Annotated in this window: 21 protein-coding genes; 19 read left to right on the forward strand and 2 right to left on the reverse strand. The window is 35.2% G+C overall.

Annotation, left to right across the window (positions count from 1 at the left end; translation table 11 throughout):
• Positions 1-102: 102 nt before the first annotated feature.
• The 7 genes from BR43_RS02935 to BR43_RS02965 all read left to right on the forward strand — a co-directional run bounded on the left by BR43_RS02935 (position 103) and on the right by BR43_RS02965 (position 7,833).
• Positions 103-3,534 (forward strand): pyruvate carboxylase, encoded by a 3,432-nt coding sequence (locus tag BR43_RS02935; RefSeq protein WP_034559329.1) that lies wholly within the window; start codon positions 103-105, stop codon positions 3,532-3,534.
• A 45-nt stretch (positions 3,535-3,579) separates the two neighbouring features.
• Entirely contained in the window at positions 3,580-4,632 is a 1,053-nt protein-coding gene (locus tag BR43_RS02940) for a CAP-associated domain-containing protein (protein ID WP_034559330.1), read from the forward strand.
• A 130-nt stretch (positions 4,633-4,762) separates the two neighbouring features.
• Positions 4,763-5,197 (forward strand): YlbF/YmcA family competence regulator, encoded by a 435-nt coding sequence (locus tag BR43_RS02945; protein WP_034559331.1) that lies wholly within the window; start codon positions 4,763-4,765, stop codon positions 5,195-5,197.
• Between the two features lie 16 nt (positions 5,198-5,213).
• A complete protein-coding gene (locus BR43_RS02950; RefSeq protein ID WP_034559332.1) occupies positions 5,214-5,552 on the forward strand; it encodes a YlbG family protein in 339 nt (112 codons plus the stop codon).
• 148 nt (positions 5,553-5,700) lie between these two features.
• Positions 5,701-6,258 carry a 16S rRNA (guanine(966)-N(2))-methyltransferase RsmD gene (rsmD, locus tag BR43_RS02955; RefSeq protein ID WP_034559334.1) on the forward strand — a complete coding sequence of 186 codons (558 nt, stop codon included), beginning with the start codon at positions 5,701-5,703 and terminating at the stop codon, positions 6,256-6,258.
• Between the two features lie 7 nt (positions 6,259-6,265).
• On the forward strand, positions 6,266-6,757 hold the full coding sequence (gene coaD, locus BR43_RS02960; protein WP_034560002.1) for a pantetheine-phosphate adenylyltransferase: 492 nt from the start codon (positions 6,266-6,268) through the stop codon (positions 6,755-6,757).
• Positions 6,758-6,789: 32 nt separating this feature from the next.
• The gene (locus BR43_RS02965) at positions 6,790-7,833 is read left to right on the forward strand and encodes a SepM family pheromone-processing serine protease (protein ID WP_034559336.1); all 1,044 of its coding nucleotides are present in this window, start codon (positions 6,790-6,792) and stop codon (positions 7,831-7,833) included.
• Between the two features lie 93 nt (positions 7,834-7,926).
• Here BR43_RS02965 and BR43_RS02970 read toward each other — a convergent pair whose 3' ends face one another.
• Complete coding sequence (locus tag BR43_RS02970) at positions 7,927-8,490, reverse strand: TetR/AcrR family transcriptional regulator (protein WP_034559344.1); 564 nt, start codon at positions 8,488-8,490, stop codon at positions 7,927-7,929.
• Positions 8,477-9,193 (reverse strand): MBL fold metallo-hydrolase, encoded by a 717-nt coding sequence (locus tag BR43_RS02975; RefSeq protein ID WP_034559346.1) that lies wholly within the window; start codon positions 9,191-9,193, stop codon positions 8,477-8,479. The genes BR43_RS02970 and BR43_RS02975 overlap by 14 nt, the downstream gene beginning before the upstream one ends.
• 151 nt (positions 9,194-9,344) lie before the next feature.
• Between BR43_RS02975 and BR43_RS02980 the strand changes: the two genes are divergently transcribed.
• From BR43_RS02980 to BR43_RS03035, 12 genes are all read left to right on the forward strand, one after another.
• Entirely contained in the window at positions 9,345-10,025 is a 681-nt protein-coding gene (locus tag BR43_RS02980; protein WP_034559348.1) for a helix-hairpin-helix domain-containing protein, read from the forward strand.
• 78 nt (positions 10,026-10,103) lie between these two features.
• Positions 10,104-10,574 carry a ComE operon protein 2 gene (locus BR43_RS02985; RefSeq protein ID WP_034559350.1) on the forward strand — a complete coding sequence of 157 codons (471 nt, stop codon included), beginning with the start codon at positions 10,104-10,106 and terminating at the stop codon, positions 10,572-10,574.
• An 11-nt stretch (positions 10,575-10,585) separates the two neighbouring features.
• Entirely contained in the window at positions 10,586-12,907 is a 2,322-nt protein-coding gene (locus BR43_RS02990; RefSeq protein WP_051933792.1) for a DNA internalization-related competence protein ComEC/Rec2, read from the forward strand.
• An 89-nt stretch (positions 12,908-12,996) separates the two neighbouring features.
• The gene (gene holA / locus BR43_RS02995) at positions 12,997-14,025 is read left to right on the forward strand and encodes a DNA polymerase III subunit delta (protein ID WP_034559352.1); all 1,029 of its coding nucleotides are present in this window, start codon (positions 12,997-12,999) and stop codon (positions 14,023-14,025) included.
• A 214-nt stretch (positions 14,026-14,239) separates the two neighbouring features.
• Positions 14,240-14,494 (forward strand): 30S ribosomal protein S20, encoded by a 255-nt coding sequence (gene rpsT, locus BR43_RS03000; RefSeq protein ID WP_034559354.1) that lies wholly within the window; start codon positions 14,240-14,242, stop codon positions 14,492-14,494.
• A 210-nt stretch (positions 14,495-14,704) separates the two neighbouring features.
• The gene (gene proC, locus BR43_RS03005) at positions 14,705-15,493 is read left to right on the forward strand and encodes a pyrroline-5-carboxylate reductase (RefSeq protein ID WP_034559356.1); all 789 of its coding nucleotides are present in this window, start codon (positions 14,705-14,707) and stop codon (positions 15,491-15,493) included.
• A gap of 42 nt (positions 15,494-15,535) precedes the next feature.
• The gene (gene uvrB / locus BR43_RS03010) at positions 15,536-17,521 is read left to right on the forward strand and encodes an excinuclease ABC subunit UvrB (RefSeq protein WP_034559358.1); all 1,986 of its coding nucleotides are present in this window, start codon (positions 15,536-15,538) and stop codon (positions 17,519-17,521) included.
• Between the two features lie 301 nt (positions 17,522-17,822).
• Positions 17,823-18,887 carry an L-ascorbate 6-phosphate lactonase gene (ulaG, locus tag BR43_RS03015; protein WP_034559360.1) on the forward strand — a complete coding sequence of 355 codons (1,065 nt, stop codon included), beginning with the start codon at positions 17,823-17,825 and terminating at the stop codon, positions 18,885-18,887.
• An 83-nt stretch (positions 18,888-18,970) separates the two neighbouring features.
• Positions 18,971-20,395, forward strand: a complete 1,425-nt coding sequence (locus tag BR43_RS03020; protein ID WP_034559362.1) for a PTS ascorbate transporter subunit IIC — start codon at positions 18,971-18,973, stop codon at positions 20,393-20,395.
• 36 nt (positions 20,396-20,431) lie between these two features.
• Positions 20,432-20,710 (forward strand): PTS sugar transporter subunit IIB, encoded by a 279-nt coding sequence (locus BR43_RS03025; protein WP_034559364.1) that lies wholly within the window; start codon positions 20,432-20,434, stop codon positions 20,708-20,710.
• A 61-nt stretch (positions 20,711-20,771) separates the two neighbouring features.
• Positions 20,772-21,242, forward strand: a complete 471-nt coding sequence (locus tag BR43_RS03030; RefSeq protein WP_034559365.1) for a PTS sugar transporter subunit IIA — start codon at positions 20,772-20,774, stop codon at positions 21,240-21,242.
• 20 nt (positions 21,243-21,262) lie between these two features.
• Positions 21,263-21,901, forward strand: a complete 639-nt coding sequence (locus tag BR43_RS03035) for a 3-keto-L-gulonate-6-phosphate decarboxylase UlaD (protein ID WP_034559367.1) — start codon at positions 21,263-21,265, stop codon at positions 21,899-21,901.
• Positions 21,902-21,904 lie beyond the last annotated feature (3 nt).

Genomic DNA, 21,904 nt, shown 5'->3' on the forward strand with positions numbered 1-21,904 from the left:
CCGTTTACTTAGTTGGTAGCAAAGAAAGCTTATTACTTTTGTCTTTATTTAAAAGCAAGTATAGTTATAGTTGTAAAAAATAGGTTTAAGAGGAGTGGGGTCATGAAAAAAGTATTAGTAGCCAACCGTGGTGAGATTGCAATTCGTATTTTCAGAGCGTGTACGGAGTTACACATTGATACAGTTGCTGTATATGCACAAGAAGATGCAAGTTCTGTTCATCGTTTTAAAGCTGATGAAGCTTATTTAGTAGGTAAAGGCAAGAAACCTATTGAAGCGTACTTGGATATTGAAGACATGATCCGTATTGCAAAATATGCTGGAGCAGATGCGATTCATCCTGGATATGGATTTTTATCTGAAAATCTGGCGTTTGCTCGTCGTTGTCAAGAAGAGGGGATTATTTTTATTGGTCCTAATTTACATCACTTAGATATTTTTGGAGATAAAATTAAAGCTAAAGAAGCTGCTATTGCTGCGGGGATTCAATCAATTCCTGGGACAGATGGTCCAGTTGAAAGTTTAGCAGAAGTCTTAGAATTTGGAAAAACTCATGGGTATCCGATTATGATTAAAGCGGCTCTTGGCGGCGGTGGTCGTGGGATGCGTGTAGCAGGTTCTGAAACGGAAGCAAAAGATAGTTATGAACGTGCTAAAAGTGAGGCTAAAGCGGCTTTTGGTAGTGATGAAGTTTATGTGGAGCGTTATATTTCTAGTCCTAAACATATTGAAGTTCAGATTTTAGGGGATAGTCATGGAAATGTTGTGCATTTATTTGAACGTGATTGTTCTGTCCAACGTCGTCACCAAAAAGTTGTTGAAGTTGCACCATGTGTTTCAATTTCAGAAGATTTGCGGGAAGAAATGTGTGATGCGGCAGTCCAATTGATGAAACATGTGGGTTATATAAATGCTGGAACTGTTGAATTTTTATTGGAAGGTGATCGTTTTTATTTTATTGAGGTGAATCCTCGTGTTCAAGTAGAGCATACGATTACTGAAATGATTACAGGGGTTGATATTGTTCAATCACAAATCAAAATTGCAATGGGAATGGATTTGTTCACAGATATTCATTTGCCACAACAAAAAGATATTAAAATGATTGGTTCAGCTATTCAATGTCGAATTACAACAGAAGATCCCATGAATAATTTCTTACCGGATACTGGGAAAATCGATACGTATCGTTCACCAGGTGGTTTTGGTATTCGTTTAGATGCTGGTAATGGCTTCCAAGGAAGTGTTGTTTCACCTTTCTTTGACTCATTATTAGTTAAAGTCTGTGTGCAAGGAATGACTTTTGGAGATGCCGTCCAAAAAATGGAGCGTTCGTTAAAAGAATTCCGTATTCGTGGGGTTAAAACGAATATTCCATTTATGCAAAACGTGATTTCTCATCCGATTTTCTTATCGGGAGATGCAAAAACAACATTTATTGATACGTCACCAGAACTATTTAAATTCTCGAAAACACGAGATCGTGGCAATAAAACGATGAAATATATTGGCAATATTACAGTAAATGGTTTTCCTGGGATTGAAAAAGGTGAAAAAGTGTTCTTAGAAGCTGCTCGTAAACCAAGCAAGCTAATTTTACCAAATGAGCCTTATGTAAGTGCGAAAACTATTTTAGATACAAAGGGTGCAGATGCCGTCGTAGATTGGGTACGTAATCAAAATCAAGTTCTTTTAACAGATACAACTTTCCGTGATGCCCATCAAAGTTTATTGGCAACGCGAGTTCGGACACAAGATTTTGTTAATATTGCGGAAGAAACGCAAAAAGGAATCCCTCAATTATTCTCAGAAGAAATGTGGGGCGGTGCAACATTTGATGTGGCTTATCGTTTCTTAAATGAAGATCCTTGGGAACGTTTAAGAAAATTACGTCGTCGGATGCCGGATACATTATTCCAGATGTTGTTTAGAGGTTCTAATGCAGTGGGATATCAAAATTACCCAGACAATGTAATTGTAGAATTTATCCAACAAGCAGCAACTAACGGGATTGATGTTTTTCGTATTTTTGATAGTTTAAACTGGATTCCACAAATGGAAAAAAGTATTCAAGCGGTTCGTGATGTTGGCAAAATTGCAGAAGCAGCAATTTGTTATACAGGTGATATTAATGATCCTACACGAGCAAAATATTCCGTAGATTATTATAAAGACATGGCAAAAGAGCTGGAACGTCAAGGTGCACATATTATTGCGGTGAAAGATATGGCAGGATTGTTAATGCCACAAGCAGCGTATCGTTTAATTAGTGAATTAAAAGCAACGATTGATGTTCCAATTCATTTACACACCCATGATACAAGTGGAAATGGAATCTTTACCTATGCTTCAGCTGTAAAAGCCGGTGTAGATATTGTGGACGTAGCTATGAGTGCAATTAGTGGAGCTACTAGTCAACCAAGTATGAGTAGTTTGTATTATGCTTTAGTCAATGGGGATCGTACACCAGATATTCAAATCGAGAATGTTCAACAATTAAATCATTATTGGGAAGATGTTCGTGGATTCTATACTGATTTTGAGAATGGGATTAGCGCTCCTCAAACAGAAGTTTATCAACATGAAATGCCCGGTGGACAGTATTCTAACTTACAACAACAAGCCAAAGCAGTCGGTTTAGCTGATAAATGGGAAGATGTTAAACAAATGTATTCCATTGTAAATGAAATGTTTGGTGATGTTGTGAAGGTAACTCCATCGTCTAAAGTTGTTGGAGATATGGCTCTGTTTATGGTACAAAATAATTTAAGTGAAGCAGATGTTTATGAAAAAGGAGAATCTATTGATTTCCCTGATTCAGTAATTGGGTTCTTCCGCGGCGACTTAGGTCAACCTGTTGGAGGCTTCCCAGAAAAATTACAAAAAATTATTTTGAAAGACAAAAAGGCAATTACTGTACGACCAGGTTCGTTAGCTGAGCCAGTTGATTTTGCTGCTAAAAAAGTGGAGTTAGCTGAAAAAATGGGAGCAGAGCCAAGTCATCAAGACGTATTGAGCTATATTATGTATCCACAAGTGTTCCTAGATTACTGTAAAATGCATGATCAATATGGTGATGTAACGTTATTGGATACACCAACTTTCTTCCATGGTATGCGTAATGGCGAATCGGTTGAAGTTCGGATTGAAAAAGGAAAAACGCTAATTGTGAAACTCATCCAAATCGGCGAACCAGATTCTGAAGGCAATCGTATTCTGTACTTTGAGCTAAATGGTCAAGGTCGCGAAGTGGTTGTCAAAGATATTAGTGTAAAAGGGACAACTGCGTTACGTAGAAAAGCCGAGCCTACGAATAAAGAACATGTTGGTGCAACTATGCCAGGTTCTGTGTTAGAAGTTCTTGTAGAAAAAGGCGAACGTGTGAAAGCAGGGCAACCAATTTTAATTACTGAAGCAATGAAAATGGAAACAACGATTCAAGCGAATTTTGATGGTGTTATTGATCAAATTTATGTTCAAAATGAAGATATTATTGAAACTGGTGATTTATTGATTGAAATTCAAGCTCGATAAATGCGATAATAGGGATAAGCTTTAGAAAAGAGGACTGAAAAGAGCATGAAAACTTTTTTAAGAGCCATTCCGATATTTGTTATTTTAATGCTTGTATTTTATTTGGAGCCTGTCTTAAATTCAAAAGAAAATTCAAAACCTAAAAAAGTAACAACTACTGCAATAAGTAAACCTAAAACTGAAATGGTACAAGCAACAATGCCTGTTACTGGATTAGCAAGTTATCTTCATCAGCCTGCTAGTCAAGTAACGGCTAAGTTTGGGGAACCAGTTCGTAAAGATCTTACCGCGTATGGATTTGAATGGTGGATTTATAATCAAAAAGATAGTCAGTATTTGCAAGTTGGTGTAAAGGATGGACAAGTAGTAACTTTATTTGCATTAGGTCAAGATATGGATGTAGCTCCGTTTAAAATTGGAATGGATATTTCTAAGATTTATCAAGTTTCGACATTATATCCAACATTTGAGATTGAATTTAATGAGGATACTTATTCAATTGAACTTTCGGAAGATGATATGAACTATCATCCTTTAGTGGCTTTTAATAATGGGACATTTGCTATCTTATTATTAGATCAAGTTTCTAATAAAATTATTGGTGTACGTTATTTAGATGCGGATGTTTTGCTTCATTTAAATATTTACGAAGTCGCTTCAATGACGCCTATTCCTAGTGTTGACAATCAAAATTTAGATTGGGCTAAAGTAAATCAAGGAAATGAAACTCAAACATTGGATATTTTAAACGTACTTCGACATCGCAATCAATTGGGATTGTTAGAGTCAAATAAAACACTAACAGATTTTTCTGCTGGAATATTTAATGCATATAGCAATCGAACGCCAGAGGAGATTCAAGAAAAGGAATTAAGCACTAAAAATATTGAAACAGCTTTAAGTAAAGTAACTAATTTAACCAATGATTTAGATATTTTTTATTTAAATCGTTGTTCAGATGCAACGTGGACAACTAGTTATTGGTTCAGCTTTGAAAATAAACGAAATTTATTAATGAATCGTAAACTAAAAAATATTGGAATTCGTTACCAAAAACAAGAAGTTATTCTGTTGTTAGACTCGCTAAATAAAATCTAGCTTGTATCTGGTGGCGTTAGCTTATATACTAAATAGTGTAAACGTAACGCCAACTTATTTTTGATAAAAGATAGAATCAAAACAAGATTCATGAAAGAACGAGTCGATTCTTGTAGAAAGAAGGGTTTTCATGATTGTGACAGAGGATTATATTGATATGGAAACTGAAGCTTTAGCTTTAGTCCAGGCTATTATGCAAAGTGAAATTGGTGAAAATTATTGTCTAGCTAAGATTGCTTTGGAACAAAATCAAGTAGCCCAAAATAAAATTCATAAGTTTAATCTGGCTAAAAAAGAGTTTGAAACAATCGAAAAATATGGTAAATTTGCTCCTGATTATAAAGAAAAAAATCGTGAAGTTCGCCGATTGAAACGCGAGATGGATATGGACGAATGTGTGTATCAGTATCGTTTATTAGAAACGGACTTGCAAACTATTTTAGATGAAATCAGTCTTAAATTAGCACGCACAGTTTCAAATACAATTAAAGTTCCAGCAGGAAATCCATTCTTTTCAACTGGAGCTAGTGGTTGCGGAAGTGGTGGTAGCTGTGGTTGTGGGTAATAAGGATGGTGAAAATATGGAACATGCTTTAAATGAACGTCAGGGAATTATTGTTTGGGTCTATAGTTTGCGACATTTAAAAACATTAAAGCGTTTTGGCTTAATTCACTATGTCTCAAAACGAATGAAATATGTTGTCATTTATGTAGATCGTACAGAAGCAGAGGCAGTTGAAAAGAAATTAAATGGGTTGCATTTTGTCCGGATGGTTGAGCTATCTCATCGTCCCGAAATCAATATGGATTTTGGTGATCGTATCGGTTCTAAGCATCGTAAAGAAGTTGAACCTTTGTCACCAGAAGAGCCTGTGCTTATTGAAGTAGATGCACAGTTGCATTTAGAAGTAAGCGAATAATCACATTGACTGAATGAAAGTGACACGGAGTTGTGTCACTTTTTTGTTTAGTTGAATAATTAAAATAAAAATTACTAAATAGTTCATTAGAGTTCTGTTAAAATAAAGAACAGGAAGCTTTAAATTTTTTAAAACGAAGGAGTTTATTATGCGCGTAATTTCAGGTGAATATGGTGGAAGAAAGTTAAAGGCAGTTCCAGGAACGAATACTCGTCCAACAACAGATAAAATTAAAGAGTCAATTTTTAATATTATTGGACCTTATTTCGACGGTGGAACCTGCTTAGATTTATTTGCAGGAAGTGGCAGTTTATCGATTGAGGCTGTTTCTCGAGGATTTAATCAAGCGATTTTAATTGATAAAGAACCAATTGCTTTAAAAACAATTAAAGAAAATATAGCGATGACGAAAGAGGAAGATAAATTTAAAGTTTACCGGAATGATGCGGATCGTGCTTTAGATGTGCTAAGTCGTCAAACTCAAAAATTTGATTTAATCTTTATGGATCCGCCATATTTAAAGCAGGAAATCGAAAAACAGTTACTCAAAATGGCTGATTTAGGTCTTGTAGCAGAGAATGGTAAAATTATTTGCGAAGTGGACAAGAAGTCTGATTTGTCTGACGAAGTTGGACCTTTTTATGCAGTTCGTCGTGAAAATTACGGGATTACACAAATTGTGATTTATCAGTTTAAGGAAGGGTAGGTAGATGATGAAAAAAATAGCCTTATTTCCAGGAAGTTTTGATCCTTTGACGAATGGTCATGTAGATACAATTCGACGAGCTGCTAAGTTATTTGATGAAGTAGTTATTGCCGTTTTAACGAATACATCAAAAGTTTCACTGTTTACAGCGGAAGAGAAAAAGACATTGATTGAAACCTCTTTAGAATCCATAGAAAATACACGCGTAATTGCGCATACAGGAGGATTAACCGTTGAACTAGCAAAAGAATTAGGTGCTGTTGCTATGATTCGTGGGATGCGAAATACGTCAGATTTTGATTATGAATATTCAATTGCTTCCATGAATAAATTGCAAACGAACGATATTGAAACAGTTATTTTATTGGCAGATGAGCATTATCGCTTTTTGAGTTCGAGTCTGATTAAGGAAGTTGCAAAATTCGGTGGAGATGTATCTTCGTTGGTTCCTATGGTAGTCAATAAAGCAATTATAGAGAAATACAAACATCAAAAATAATGAAGTAAATTTTATAGAGAAGAGTGAAGTTAATGGGAAATAAGTCAAAAAAAATTCAAATTATTTTGCCAATAGTTGTTTTATTATTAATACTTGGTGTTGTGATTCCAATTCCATATTATATTGAGGCACCAGGTGCTGCAGTTCATTTAAATGAATTAGTAACAGTAAATAATAAATTGGATGATGAAAAGGGGAGTTTTATGTTAACGACCGTTTCTATCCGACAAGCAACTCCTTTAACTTATTTTATGCGCTTCTTGCCCTTTCATGAAGGGCTATCAAAAAATGATTTATATGGAGATACTACCTCAACCCGAGAATTCAATAATTTACAGGATTATTATATGACTAGTTCTGTTAATTCAGCTATTGAGTTAGCCTATAAAACAGCAGGAGCAGAATATCAACAGAACTATAAAGGTGTTTATGTGATGTCCGTCATTGAAAACTCAAAGTTTAAAGGAAAGCTAGAACCAGGTGATACAATTGTTTCTTTAGATGGCAATTCTTTTAAGAGCTCTCAAGAATTTATTGATTATGTGAAAGAGAAAAAAGTTGGTACAACCATTCAAGTTGTTTATCGTCGTGATGGAAAAGAAAATACGGTGTCTGCTCCCTTAATCAAACTAGAAACTGATAAGAAAGCTGGCTTAGGTATCAGTCTAGTGGACGATACTGAAATTACTACGACAATTCCTGTCAAGGTTAACACGGATGAAATTGGTGGCCCTTCGGCTGGTTTGATGTTTAGTCTAGAAATTTATAGTCAACTAAAAGGAGTTAATTTACGTAATGGGCGCCAAATCGCTGGAACTGGAACGATTACATCAGACGGAGAAGTTGGGCGTATTGGTGGTATTGATAAAAAAGTAGTTGCTGCAGATAAAGAAGGCGCAACCGTTTTCTTTGCTCCAAATGATACAATTGATCCAAAAATTAAAAAGAAATATCCTGAGTTAAAAACAAATTACCAAGAAGCACAGGAAGCAGCGAAAAAGATTAAGACGGATATGAAAATCATTCCAGTCAAAACCTTTCAAGATGCAATTGATTATTTAGAAAAAAATAAATAAACTTTCAAAAAAGCTAATTATCACTAATTTCCTAAAAGTGATGGTTAGCTTTTTTTGTCGTAAGAACTACTTTACTAAGGTATTCAAGCTATGTTAATCATTGTTATCTAAACTATTAAGGATTGTTGATAACCCAAATTGAAAGCTTTTATCAATGTTTAGTGGCATTCCAAAAGATTGTTGCATTTCTAAAAGGGAGAAGCCGTGTAGATAGCTTCTTAGCATTCGGATAATAGAAATCTTTTTTTCATTTGAGAAATGATAACTTTCTAAAAAAATCGACATTAACTCAACAATCGACTCAGCCAACTGTTGAGTTTCTTTATTTTTCCAAAGATGGACTAGCTGGGTGGCTTCGTAAAGGCTAGGAGATTCTTTAGCGAAATTACGGTAAGCCATTCCCATTGAAAATAAAGCTTCTTTGCCTGATAAACCAAGCACAGCATTAATTAATTGGTTTTTTAATTTCGTTAATCCATCATAAGCAAGCAAGTTAACTAAATCATCTAACCCAGCAATATGATTATAGAGGGAAGGTGTTTTAATATCGAGAATAGCAGCGACGTCCTTAAGTGTAATCTGCTGTAGTCCTTTTTGATCTGCTACTGAAATGGCGCTTGCAATAATTCGTTCTTTAGTAACTTTATTTTTTTTCATAGGTTATTTCCTTAAAATTTTTTTCAGCTCGTTCGATGGCTGATTTTAGTTGATTTTTAGGTTTTTCAAGAATAGGACCATGACCAGTTGCTAATAAATTTAGGTCTAATTGATAAAGTTTTTTTGCGCTTTTAAGGGCTTCTAATTTGCTCCAAGTACCATAGGCTGGGAATGGAAAGAAGAAACGTTTGTCACCTGACACAGCAACGCCTGTTTTTGTTTGAAGTGCATCGCCAGCAATTAAAATTCCAGATTTACCATTATAGAAAGAAAAGGAGCCAGGTGTGTGACCACTACTAGCAATAGCGGTTAGAGAGCCGATGGATTTTCCATCTTGTAGTAAATAATTTGGAAGAATATCAATTTTGGGAAAACCACCTTTAATTTTTGTTGCATCTTCTCCATCTCTAAGAGAGAAATCTCCTTGAAGTAAAGCGGAATCTCGCTCTGATAAATAAATTTTTGCCTCAGGGAATTCTTTTATTAATGCAGGTAACCCGGCAATATGATCTCCATGTGGATGAGTTAGCAAAATATGGGTAACTGGCTTATTTAATTTTTTTGATAAAGCCACAATTGATTTTACAAATGAAGCAACGCCAATATCAATTAAAGTCAAGCTCGCTTGTTCTTCATACAGATAACAATTCACAAAACCAAGATAATTGATTTGGTAGAGATTTTTGTAGGATGTGATTTTCATGTTTTTCAACTCCTTATCATGTTATGAAACTAATTTAGTTAATATTTTAACTAATCGTATTAGTTTTGTCAATTATTTAATAATTAAAAAAGAATTTAATGGAAAATGCATATAGTTTATTTGGAAGGAGCAAAATGAGAGGGAGGATCAGATGGATCATTTAAAACAGTGGATGAAGGAACATCAAGTAGTAGTAAAAGTTGTGATTGGAGGCATTAGTGCTATGTGCTTAATCGGTGGAGTTTTATTTTGGCAGATGGCCGGAATAAAGTCATCTTCTCAACCAGTCGAGTTGGAAGCATTATTAGCGAGTGAAATAAGTACTTCTGAAAAGAAAGAGGAAATCAGTAAGAGCAGCGTAGATAATCACAAAGAAATCATTATGATTGATTTGAAAGGTGCTATAAAAAAACCAGGAGTCTATCAAGGTACAAGTGAGATGCGCTTGATTGATATGATTGCATTAGCAGGTGGATTTTTAGAAAATGCCAATCAAACACCGATTAATTTAGCTTTGCGTTTAGAAGATCAAATGGTTATTTATATTCCAATTATTGGTGAAGAATTATCGATTGAAGCGATCTCGCCGGTTCAACCTAAGGAAGCCAACCATTCAGAAAATCAAAAAACGAACGAACAAGTAAATATTAATACAGCAGATGTAAGTGAATTGCAAAAATTAAATGGAATTGGGCAAAAGAAAGCAGAGACTATTCTCCAACATAGGGAAGAGAATGGTTCGTTTCAAACGATTGAAGAGTTGAAAAATATTTCTGGAATTGGTGTCAAGATATTTGAAGGGTTAAAAGAACAAATTACTGTGGGTCAGTAAGTAGGAATTTGAAAAAGGATTGCAAGTTAATTCTAGCTTTTGTATACTTAAATAAATTACAAGTAGGAGGAACAACTAATGGTAAAAAGAATTCCTTGGGATCAATACTTTATGGCACAGAGCCTATTATTGTCTTTAAGAAGTACTTGTACGAGATTAACTGTAGGAGCAACGATTGTTAGAGATAAACGAATTATTGCAGGTGGTTATAATGGCTCTGTTACAGGAGATGTTCACTGTGTGGATGAAGGATGTTACGTTGTGGATGGACATTGCTTACGAACGATTCATGCAGAAATGAATGCTATTTTACAATGTGCCAAATTTGGTGTAGCAACTGAAAATGCTGAAATCTATGTTACGCATTTTCCGTGTTTGCAGTGTACAAAGATGATTCTACAAGCAGGAATTAAAAAAATTCATTATCTTGAAGATTATCATAATGATCCATATGCGCTAAAATTAATTGAGCAGGCCCACGTTCAATGTCAAAAAGTAACTCTTTCAAATGAATATTTTTCACAATTACGTTTTGGTACAGAGGAATAAGTTTAGCGTAGATGAAGAATTTCTGGATATTTCCAGCATTATTTTCCCTGACTTTAGTCGTGTTTTGTTTAACCAAGTTTCATTGGCTAGCTTTTTTAGTCGCCTTATTTTGTTTCGTACGTCTCCTTTTCGCAGGCAGTCGTACGATTTTTTTATGGTCGTTTTTAATTGGAAGTATCACAATTTGTTTTAGTTTATCTATTAGTTGGCAAAATCAAACCACAATCAATGATAAGAAAACAAATTTTTTGCTTGATATTAACCCCAATACTATCAAGGTCGATGGGGAACAGCTTCAGTTCTATGGGAAAATAGTTGGTAAAGATGAAATGATTGTTGGCTTTTACCGATTAAAAAGTGAAGAAGAACAACGTTTTTGGAAAAAACAACAAAGCTATTTAATTGTGAAGGTGGATGGAGAATTAACTCAACCTGAAAATAATCGGAATTTTGCTCAATTTAATTATCGACAATTTTTAGAACAAAAAAAATGCCATTGGTTGTTAACGGTAACTGATTTTAAACAAGTCAAACCTTATTCTACTTCTTTTTGGCAGCCTTTGAAAAAAGTGGTAGAGCTACGTCAGATGTTGTTGAAGTATATTGCTAAAGTACCCAGTGAGAAAGTCAGCAGTTATATAGTGGCTCTTTTATTTGGTGGTGGCAATGAGTTACAAGAAGAAACACGTAATCACTTTGCTAAACTTGGTTTAGTTCATTTATTAAGTATTTCAGGTTTTCATATTCATTATTTAATCTCAATGTTTCGTTGGATATTGTTAAGGTTATCCCTTTCTCAAGAGCTTGTAAGTGAGCTGTTGTTAGTTGTTTTACCTATTTATGGTGGATTAGCTGGTTGGCAAACAGGGGTTTTTCGGGCGGTTTTAATGAGTTGGCTACTCCTTTTTGCTAGACGTTACCAATTGCCATTAAGTGGGCTGGATGCCTTAAGTTTTACATTGATTATAGGTTTGTGGATAAATCCATATCAAATTTTTTCGGTAGGATTTCAGTTGAGCTATCTATTGACAGCAGTTTTATTATTGACTACTAAGCGGATACAAGAAAGATTTAAACGACCGATAACGAAAGAATTAGTGATTTCATTTATTATGTTAATTGCCTCAATGCCAATCTTAAGTTATTCTTTTTATGAATTTTCATGGATTGTGATTGTTACAACCTTTTTGTTTACTCCAGTGTTTAGTTATTTTTTATTACCAAGTTTGTCAATAATCACAATTTGTTCACTGTTTATTGTAAACAGTCAGTTTTTTTATTGGGTAGTAAAGTTTGTTGAGATTGGAATTGATTGGTTAGAATTTGTTATTTATAAGTTGAATTCAGTCGGTTCATTTATGATAATTGTTGGACGACCAAAATTAGTTTTTAGCAGTGGACTTGTAATTAGTAGCATTTTGTTTATCTGTACACTGGAACGGAGAAAACTACAAAAAATTGGTGTGATTAGTTTAATTATTTCGTTCCTTTTATTTAGTTATGGTAGAAGAGTTGAGGCTTCTGGAGAAGTTATTATTCTAGACGTGGGGCAGGGAGATGCAATTCTGATTAAAGAAGCATTTGGGCGTGGCGCTTATTTGATTGATACTGGTGGAGATTTATCCTTTAAAAAAGCTGATTGGCAGGTTCGACAAAAAAAGACTACCGTTGCAGTAATGAAACTAATTCCAACATTAAAAGCAGAAGGAATTTCAACTCTTAAAGCAGTTTTTATCAGTCATGGTGATGCGGATCATATGGGAGCCTTGCTTGAACTAGCTCAAGAAATAAAAATAGAAAAATTGATTTTTCCTCAAGGAACAGAAAAAAAGCAGTTATTTAAAAACTCTTTGAAGCAGCTTGCTCTAAAAGGAATTGAATTTCAGCCAGTACTTGCTGGCGAAGTGTGGCAACCGTCTAACTATTTATATTTAAAAGCTTTATATCCAAGTAAACGAGGCAAAGGTGAAAATAATGATTCACTGGTTTTATATGGGGAAATTGGCGGGTTACGTTGGCTATTTACGGGTGATATTGAAGCTGAGGGAGAAGCAGAGTTAGTGAAAAATTATCCGAATTTACAGATAGATTGCTTAAAAGTTGCGCATCACGGCAGTAAAAGTTCTACAAGTGAGTTATTCATACAACAGCTAAAGCCAAAAATTGCTTTAATTTCATGTGGTTTAAATAATCGGTTTAATCACCCAAATCCAGAAATTCTTCACCGTTTAAAAAAACAAGAGGTAAAGTTGTATCGAACAGATTTAGAAGGAGCCATTCATTATCGCTATTATGGAAATCATATAGGAACTTTTACAACGATTCTAAATTGATTTTGTTTGATGAGTTAGCGAAGTTTTACTTGTTTTTTCCATCCGCTCTCATGTATGATGAAAGGGAGAAAATGAAAGTGGTGGGATAGATGAATTATGCTACTGAAATGGCAAAGATAAATAAAGGTCAGCTAGCTCCCGTTTATTTATTTTTAGGAACAGAGTCCTACTTAGCTGAATCGGCAAGGCACGATTTGATTAAAGCCGTCTTATCTGAAGATGAAATGGATTTAAATTTTGGTGCATACGATATGGAAGAAGTACCTGTTGGTGTGGCATTAGATGATGCAGAGTCGGTTCCGTTTTTTGGTGATAAACGTTTAGTAATTATGGATCGTCCAACATTTTTTACAGCTGAAAAAAATAAGCAAAAGTTTGAACATGATTTAGTTTGGTTAGAAAATTATTTGACCAATCCGCCTGATTTTACAGTACTTGCTTTTTTTGCTCCATACGAAAAATTAGATGAACGTAAGAAAATTACAAAGTTAGTTAAAAAAGTAGCTACAGTTATTGAAGTGAACACTTTATCAGAAAAGGAAGTTCGTCATTTTTTAAAGGATTTAATTGCTAATGAAGGCTATCAGATTACACCTGAGGCTTTTGAATTGCTGATTCAATTAACAGATGCAAAATTATCAACAGCAATGTCTGAATTGCCTAAGTTATTTTTATTTGGTTCAGATACAAAACAAATTACAAAACCTGCAGTGAATGAGTTAGTTGCTAAGTCTTTAGAACAAAATATTTTTGCTTTAGTCGAATATGTTTTGAAAAAAAGAGTAGCTGAAGCATTAACGTTATATCAAGATTTATTGTTACAAAAAGAAGACCCAATTAAAATTAATGCAATTTTAATGACTCAGTTTAGATTGCTTGTTCAAGTAAAGTTTCTGGAAAAAAAAGGATATCAACAAGGGGATATTGCTGGAATGTTGAAAGTCCATCCTTACCGTGTGAAGTTAGCTATTCAGCAGGCAAGGAAATTTAGTGAACAAACTTTAATAACAGCTTTTGATGGTTTAGTTGAGGCAGAATATCGATTAAAAACTGGTCAAGGAAATAAAGAAATGCAATTTGAATTATTTGTATTGCAATTTTCTGGAGTGAAGTCTTAAGTGTTATTTTTTCTGAAAAATATAGCAATGGTGTTTGAAATAGTTTCAATAGGATTAAATAAATCGTTGAATTGTCTGAATTTACCTATCAAGTAAAAAAACTTTACACTTTATATTGCAATGAAGGCTGTCATTATGTATAATAGTTGATGTTGGAAACAACTGGAATGTACCACATTTTATGTTGAAAATAATTGAAAGTGGGGTGAATCATATGCCAAATATCGAATCTGCAATCAAACGTGTACGCACAAACGAAAAAGCAGCTATACAAAACAACTCTCAAAAGAGTGCTATGCGTACTGCTATTAAAAAATTCGAACAAGCTGTAGAAGCTGGTTCTGAAAATGTTGCATCATTACACAAAGAAGCAATCAAAGCTGTTGACATGGCAGCAACAAAAGGATTGATTCATAAAAATAAAGCTAACCGTGACAAATCTCGTTTAACTGCTAAATTAGCTAAATAATTAGAGTTGGAACGCTCATTCTGCAAAGATGGGCGCTTTATTTTTTCTAAGATGTACGCCTGGTGAATTTATTCGCTAAGTGTACATTTTTTTGTTATTTCTAATAGTGAACTTTGATTTACGGAACGTTTGTTCTGTGGTAGAATAGATAAGTATGGATAGTGGAGTAACTAGATAATGAACTAAACTAAATGAAAAGATGTGTAAACTATGAGAAAAATTGGTGTAATTGGTGCGGGTCAAATGGGTGGAGCATTAATTAAAGGGTTGATTGAATCGGGTTCTATTGATGCAACAGAGATTTATGTAAGTGGCGGAAATGGTCAAACAGCTAAAAATTTACAAAAGCAATTAAAATTTACTTTGTGTTTATCTAATGTAGAACTTGTTGAAAAGGCAGAAATTCTTATTTTGGCAGTGACACCAACTATTATACCAACTATTTTAACTGAAATTAAAGAAGTTATTCAGCCAGATACATTGATTATCTCGCTAGCAGCTTCAATGCTCATTCAAGATTATATAACTATTTTAGGATCAAAAGTGAAATTGGTGCGAGCAATTCCTAATACTCCTGTTTCAGTTTTAGCAGGAATGACTGCTGTTAGTTACAGCGAAAGCATTACAGAGCAAGATAGAGATGAAGTGGAAGAACTTTTTCAAGCGGTAGGGGAAATTGTGGAAGTGGCAGAAGTGCAGTTAGCTAGCGCAAGTACGCTATCTGGATGTTCACCTGCTTTTATTGCTTTATTTATTGAAGCACTAGCTGATGGCGGTGTGTTAAACGGCTTATCAAGAAAACAGGCGTATCTTTTAGCAGAACAGGCTTTGTTAGGAACTGCGAAGTTAGCCTTGATTACTGGACAACATCCGGGGGAGTTAAAGGACGATGTATGCTCACCAGGTGGTTCAACGATTAAAGGTGTTGTTGCTTTAGAAAAGCATGGTTTTCGCAATGCTGTGATTCAAGCAATTGATGCAGCGACTAAAAATGAATAAATATGAGTTGAGATAAGTTTCATTAAGAAAGTGGGGAAAAAGATGGTAAAAGACACCTTTGAGTTAGTATCAAAATATCAGCCGAATGGGGATCAGCCAGAGGCGATTCGTCAATTGGTACAAGGTATCAATGAAGGGAAAAAGGAACAAACTCTTTTGGGCGCAACGGGAACAGGAAAAACGTTTACTGTTTCTAATGTAATTAAAGAAGTCAATAAGCCAACTTTAGTAATTGCGCATAATAAAACCTTAGCGGGTCAATTATATGGCGAATTCAAAGAATTTTTCCCGAATAATGCTGTTGAATATTTTGTTAGTTATTATGATTATTATCAACCGGAAGCATATGTTCCATCTAGTGATACGTATATTGAAAAAGAATCAAGCGTTAACGATGAGATTGATAAATTACGCCATTCAGCAACAAGTTCGTTAATTGAACGACGTGATGTCATTGTTGTGGCTTCAGTTTCGTGTATCTATGGTTTAGTAAATCCAGTAGATTATAAAGAGCATGTCCTTTCGATTCGCCAAGGTGCTGAGATGGAACGCAATGAGTTATTGCGCCGTTTAGTTGAGATGCAATTTGAGCGAAATGATATTGATTTTCAACGGGGACGTTTCCGAGTTCGAGGAGATGTAGTAGAGATTTTTCTAGCTTCTCGCGATAGTGAAGCGATTCGTGTAGAATTTTTTGGTGATGAGATTGAACGAATTCGTGAAATTGATGTTCTAACTGGAGAAATCAAGGCAGATATTGAACATGTACCTATTTTTCCGGCAACTCACTTTATTGCAAATGCTGATCAAACCCGTGAAGCGGTGGATAAGATTAAAGCGGAACTTGAAGAACGCTTAAAAGTACTGCGGGCAGAAGATCAGCTTGTTGAAGCTCAACGTTTAGAACAACGAACAAACTATGATATGGAAATGTTATTAGAGATGGGTTATTGTTCAGGAATTGAGAATTATTCAAGACATATGGATAGGCGGAAATCTGGTGAACCGCCATATACATTGTTGGATTTCTTTCCAGATGATTCTTTAATTGTTATTGATGAATCTCATATTACAATGTCGCAAATTCGTGGGATGTATAATGGGGACCAAGCGCGTAAACAACGATTAATTGATTATGGTTTCAGATTGCCAAGTGCTTTAGATAATCGTCCTTTGCGTTTAGAAGAATTTGAAGAACATGTGAACCAAATTATGTATATTTCAGCAACTCCTGGTCCGTACGAATTAGAACGAGCACCAGATTATGTGGAACAAATTATTCGTCCAACAGGTCTATTAGATCCAATTATTGAAGTCCGTCCAATCCATGGTCAAATTGATGATTTAATTGGGGAAATTAATGCTCGTAGTGAACGAAATGAACGGGTCTTTATTACAACATTAACGAAGAAAATGTCAGAAGACTTAACGAATTATCTAAAAGAAGTTGGAATTAAAGTTAAATATTTGCATAGTGATATAAAAACGTTAGAACGAACTGAAATTATCCGTGATTTACGAATGGGTGAATTTGATGTTCTAATTGGGATTAACTTGCTTCGTGAAGGAATCGATGTTCCAGAAGTTTCTCTTGTTGCAATTTTAGATGCAGATAAGGAAGGCTTCTTACGTAGTGAACGTTCATTAGTACAGACTATTGGACGGGCAGCACGGAATTCAAATGGGAAAGTTATCATGTATGCAGATCGGATGACTGAATCAATGAAAGCAGCAATTGGTGAAACGAGTCGTCGTCGTGCTACTCAAGAAGCCTATAATGCTGAACATGGCATTACGCCAACAACAATTATTAAAGAAATTCGTGATTTAATTTCGATTACAAAAGCAGTGGATGATTCAGAAGATTACGACTCTGCTGCAGAAATGATTAATGATTTAACTCAGGCAGAGCGTAAAGAATTGATTGTGAAGATGGAAATGGAAATGCGCGCAGCTGCGAAAGAGCTAGACTTTGAAAAAGCAGCAAATCTCCGAGATATTGTTTTAGAATTAAAAGCTAAAAATTAATGATGATAGAGCATGAAATAAAACTAATCTTTTAGTTTTATTTCATGCTCTAATTTTGTATTAAGGTTGAGGCAATACTAACTCTTGCGGAAGTAAGCCCGAATTTATGAGGAATTGAAACGTACCGACTGGGTTCTCGAACTGAATGCTTTTGTCATAGCTTTTTTATTAGTAAAAAACCAGTCCACCTCTGTACAACTTGGTTGTATCAAAGTTGGACTATTTTTGTTTTTCATGACGAAGTATAGTTGAATTAAGAAATAAATAAAGCGCTTACGAAAAAGAGAGGGAGTTTGACTAAATGGCAAAAATTAATGAAGTAACTCGAGAGTCTTGGATTTTAAATACATTTCCAGAATGGGGAACGTATCTAAATGAGGAAATTGATACAACTGAAGTGAAATCAGGAACATTTGCAATGTGGTGGTTAGGATGTACCGGAATTTGGTTGAAATCTCATGAGAATACGAATATTTTATGTGACTTATGGTGTGGTACAGGAAAGCAAAGCCATGGAACGGGGAAAATGAAAAAAGGTCATCAAATGATGCGGATGAGTGGTTGTGAAAATATGCAGCCTAACTTAAGAACACAACCTTTTGTAATTGATCCATTTGCCATTAAAAATCTTGATGCATTAGTAGTGACTCATATTCATTCAGATCACGTAGACATCCATACAGCTGCAGCGGTTTTACAAAATTGTGAAGAGACAGTTCCTTTTATTGGTCCCCAAGGTGTAGTCGATATTTGGATTGGCTGGGGTGTACCAAAAGAACGATGCGTCGTTGTTCGACCAGGAGATCAAGTTCAAGTGAAGGGAATTACGATTAATGCGTTGGAAGCGTTTGATCGTACAGCTTTAGTGACGGCAGCAGAGGATGTCGTTCTGAAAGGGAAATTGCCACAAGATATGGACGAAATTGCTGTGAATTATTTATTTGAAACATCAGGTGGTTCACTGTATCATGCTGGCGATTCACATTATTCTAACCAATTTGCAAAACATGGCAATCAGTATCAAATTGATGTGGCTTTAGGTGCCTATGGAGAAAATCCACGTGGGATTACAGATAAGGTGACTTCTGTTGATATGTTACGGATGGCTGAATCTTTAAATACTAATGTAGTAATCCCGGTTCATTATGATATCTGGGCTAATTTCCAAGCAGATCCTAAGGAAATTACGTTGTTATGGGAATCTAAAAAAGATCGTTTGCAGTACAAATTTAAACCCTATATTTGGCAAGTAGGTGGAAAATTTGTGTATCCCGATGATAAAGATAAAATGGAATTTAATTATTATCGTGGTTTTGATGATGTTTTTGCGATTGATCCAGATTTACCATTCCCATCATTCTTGTAAAAGACTTGATTAAGCCTGAGATAATTTTGCAAATCGTTAGAGAAGAGTATCTCAGGTATTAAGATGAAAAGGAGTTAGCGAAAATGGAAATGTTTTTAACAATTTTTGAATGGTTTGCGAATAATATTTTGCAGAAACCAGAATTTTTTATTGGGATTATTGTTTTTGTTGGTTATGTTTTATTGAAAAAGCCATTTTATGAATGCTTTGCTGGATTTATTAAAGCGACTGTGGGATATATGATTTTAAATGTCGGTTCCGGTGGTCTAGTTACAACGTTTCGTCCGATATTAGCTGGTTTAAATGATCGTTTTAATTTAGATGCAGCAGTAATTGATCCTTATTTTGGACTAAATGCAGTGAATGCTGCTTTAGAAGATATTGGAGTTGCTTTATCTTGGACGATGATTTCGTTATTGATTGGCTTTTCCTTAAACATTATTTTAGTTTTATTCCGAAAACTCACTAAGCTTCGTACGTTATTTATAACAGGTCATATTATGGTTCAGCAAGCGACCACAATTACTTGGATTGTCTTTTTCTTATTCCCAGAGTATCGAAATTTAACTGGGGGTGTTATGGTGGGGATTTTAGTCGGACTTTATTGGGCTGTTTCTTCAAATCTAACAGTTGGCCCTACGCAACGGTTAACTGGAAATGCTGGTTTTGCTATTGGGCATCAACAAATGTTTGCTGTTTGGATAACGGATAAGGTTGCTGGGAAACTAGGAGATCCAGAAAAAAATCTAGACAATATTAAGATGCCTAAATGGTTATCCATTTTCCATGATAATATTGTGGCAACTGGAACGTTAATGATGCTGTTTTTTGGGATTATTATGACGATTTTAGGCGAGGATTATTTGCGGGGAATCAATCCAGCATTTACTCCAACAACGTCATTTCCAATGTATATTTTATCTCAATCTTTATATTTTGCAGTGTATTTAGCTATCTTAATGCAAGGCGTTCGGATGTTTGTTGCTGAATTAACAAATAGTTTCCAAGGGATTTCTAATCGAATTTTACCAGGATCACTACCTGCTGTTGATTGTGCGGCAACATTTAATTTTGCTCCGCAGAATGCTGTATTATTCGGCTTTATCTTTGGGGCACTAGGTCAATTTATAACGATTTTTGCATTAATAATTTTTAAATCACCTGTCTTAATTATTACTGGCTTTGTTCCAGTGTTTTTTGATAATGCAACAGTAGCCGTATTTGCGAATAAACGTGGTGGAACGCGAGCAGCGATGATTTGCTCTTTTGTTTCGGGTGTTTTACAGGTATCCATTAGTGCATTTGCAGTTATGTTCTTTGGACTTTATAAGTATGGCGGTTGGCATGGCAATATTGACTTTGAACTATTTTGGCCATGGGCGGGTGTTTTAATGAACTATTTAGGTGTGATTGGTTTTGCTATTGTGTGTGTATTCTTCTTAGTGATTCCCCAACTTCAATACCGTTTTGCTAAAAGTAAAGATGCCTACAATGAAGGCTTAGAATAACAATAAATTAAATGAAATGAAAAGAGGGCGAATAGGATGTTAAAAGTATTAGCAGCATGTGGCAATGGGATGGGTTCAAGTATGGTGATTAAAATGAAAATTGAAAAGGCCTTAAAAGAATTGAATGTAGAGGATTTTAAAGTGGATTATTGTAGTGTTGGGGAAGCAAAATCACAAGCGAATGGCTATGATGTTGTTGTTGCATCACAACATTTGATTCATGAACTAGATGGTCGTACAAAAGGGGCACTGTTGGGTTTAGACAACTTAATGGACGATCAAGAAATTAAAACCAAGTTAACCCCACTTGTTTAATGTAGGCTCATAATCTAGTGTGTATAAAAATCAAAAAATGTAAAGGAGGAATTAAACGCAAATGCTTTCTTTAAAACAGTCTTTAATCGATAATCAATCGATTCATTTACAAAAATCAGCTACTACTTGGCAAGAAGCCATTCAAGTAGCAACGGAACCCTTAGTAGCAAGTGGAACAGTGGAATCTGGTTACGCAGAGGCGATTATTGCCTCAACTGAAAATTTCGGTCCGTATTATATTCTAATGCCTGGAATGGCGATGCCTCATGCTCGACCAGAGGATGGTGTAAGGCGAGATGGTTTTAGTTTGGTTACGTTACAAGAACCTGTGATTTTTTCAGATGGAAAAGAAGTTTCGGTTTTAATTACGTTAGCGGCGACTTCTAATGATATCCATACGGGAATTGCGATTCCACAAATTGTAGCTGTTTTTGAGTTACCAGATATTATCCAACGCCTACAGACTGCTAAAAGTAAGGAAGAAGTGCTAGCTATTATTGATGAAGCAGATATGAGTGCCTATTTATCTTAAAAATAAGGAGTGATTAGAAAATGGCATTACCGAATTTACAAATTGCATTAGATAATTCAAGTTTAAGCGAGGCTTTAAAATCAATTTCTTTAGCAGGCCCAGTTGTGGATATTGTCGAGGCAGGAACCATTTTATGTCTACAATCGGGAATGGAGGCAGTGCGGTGTTTGCGAGCACTTTATCCCGAAAAAATTATCGTAGCGGATACAAAATGTGCAGATGCTGGGGGAACTGTGGCGCAAAATTGTCGGGAAGCTGGAGCGGATTGGATGACGGTGATCTGTTGTGCAACATTGCCAACGATGAAAGCAGCTCTTAAAGAAATTGAGGAGTTGCAAGTTGAGTTATATGGTGACTGGACTTTTCAACAGGCCCAACAGTGGTTAAATGCAGGCATCACGCAAGCAATCTATCATCAAAGTCGGGATGCGCTATTAGCTGGTGAAACATGGGGTAAAAAAGATTTAGAAAAATTGCGTAAATTAATTGAGATGGGCTTTAAAGTCTCTGTTACAGGTGGGTTAACCAAAGACTCATTGGCGTTGTTTAAAGAGTTAGATGTCTATACTTTTATTACAGGTCGTGGAATTACTGGTGCAGCAGACCCTAATTTGGCAGCTAAAGAATTTAAAGCTGAGATTCAACGGATTTGGGGGTAACAG

Origin of the sequence: Carnobacterium gallinarum DSM 4847, from assembly GCF_000744375.1 — a bacterium.
In the GTDB taxonomy this organism is placed as follows: domain Bacteria; phylum Bacillota; class Bacilli; order Lactobacillales; family Carnobacteriaceae; genus Carnobacterium; species Carnobacterium gallinarum.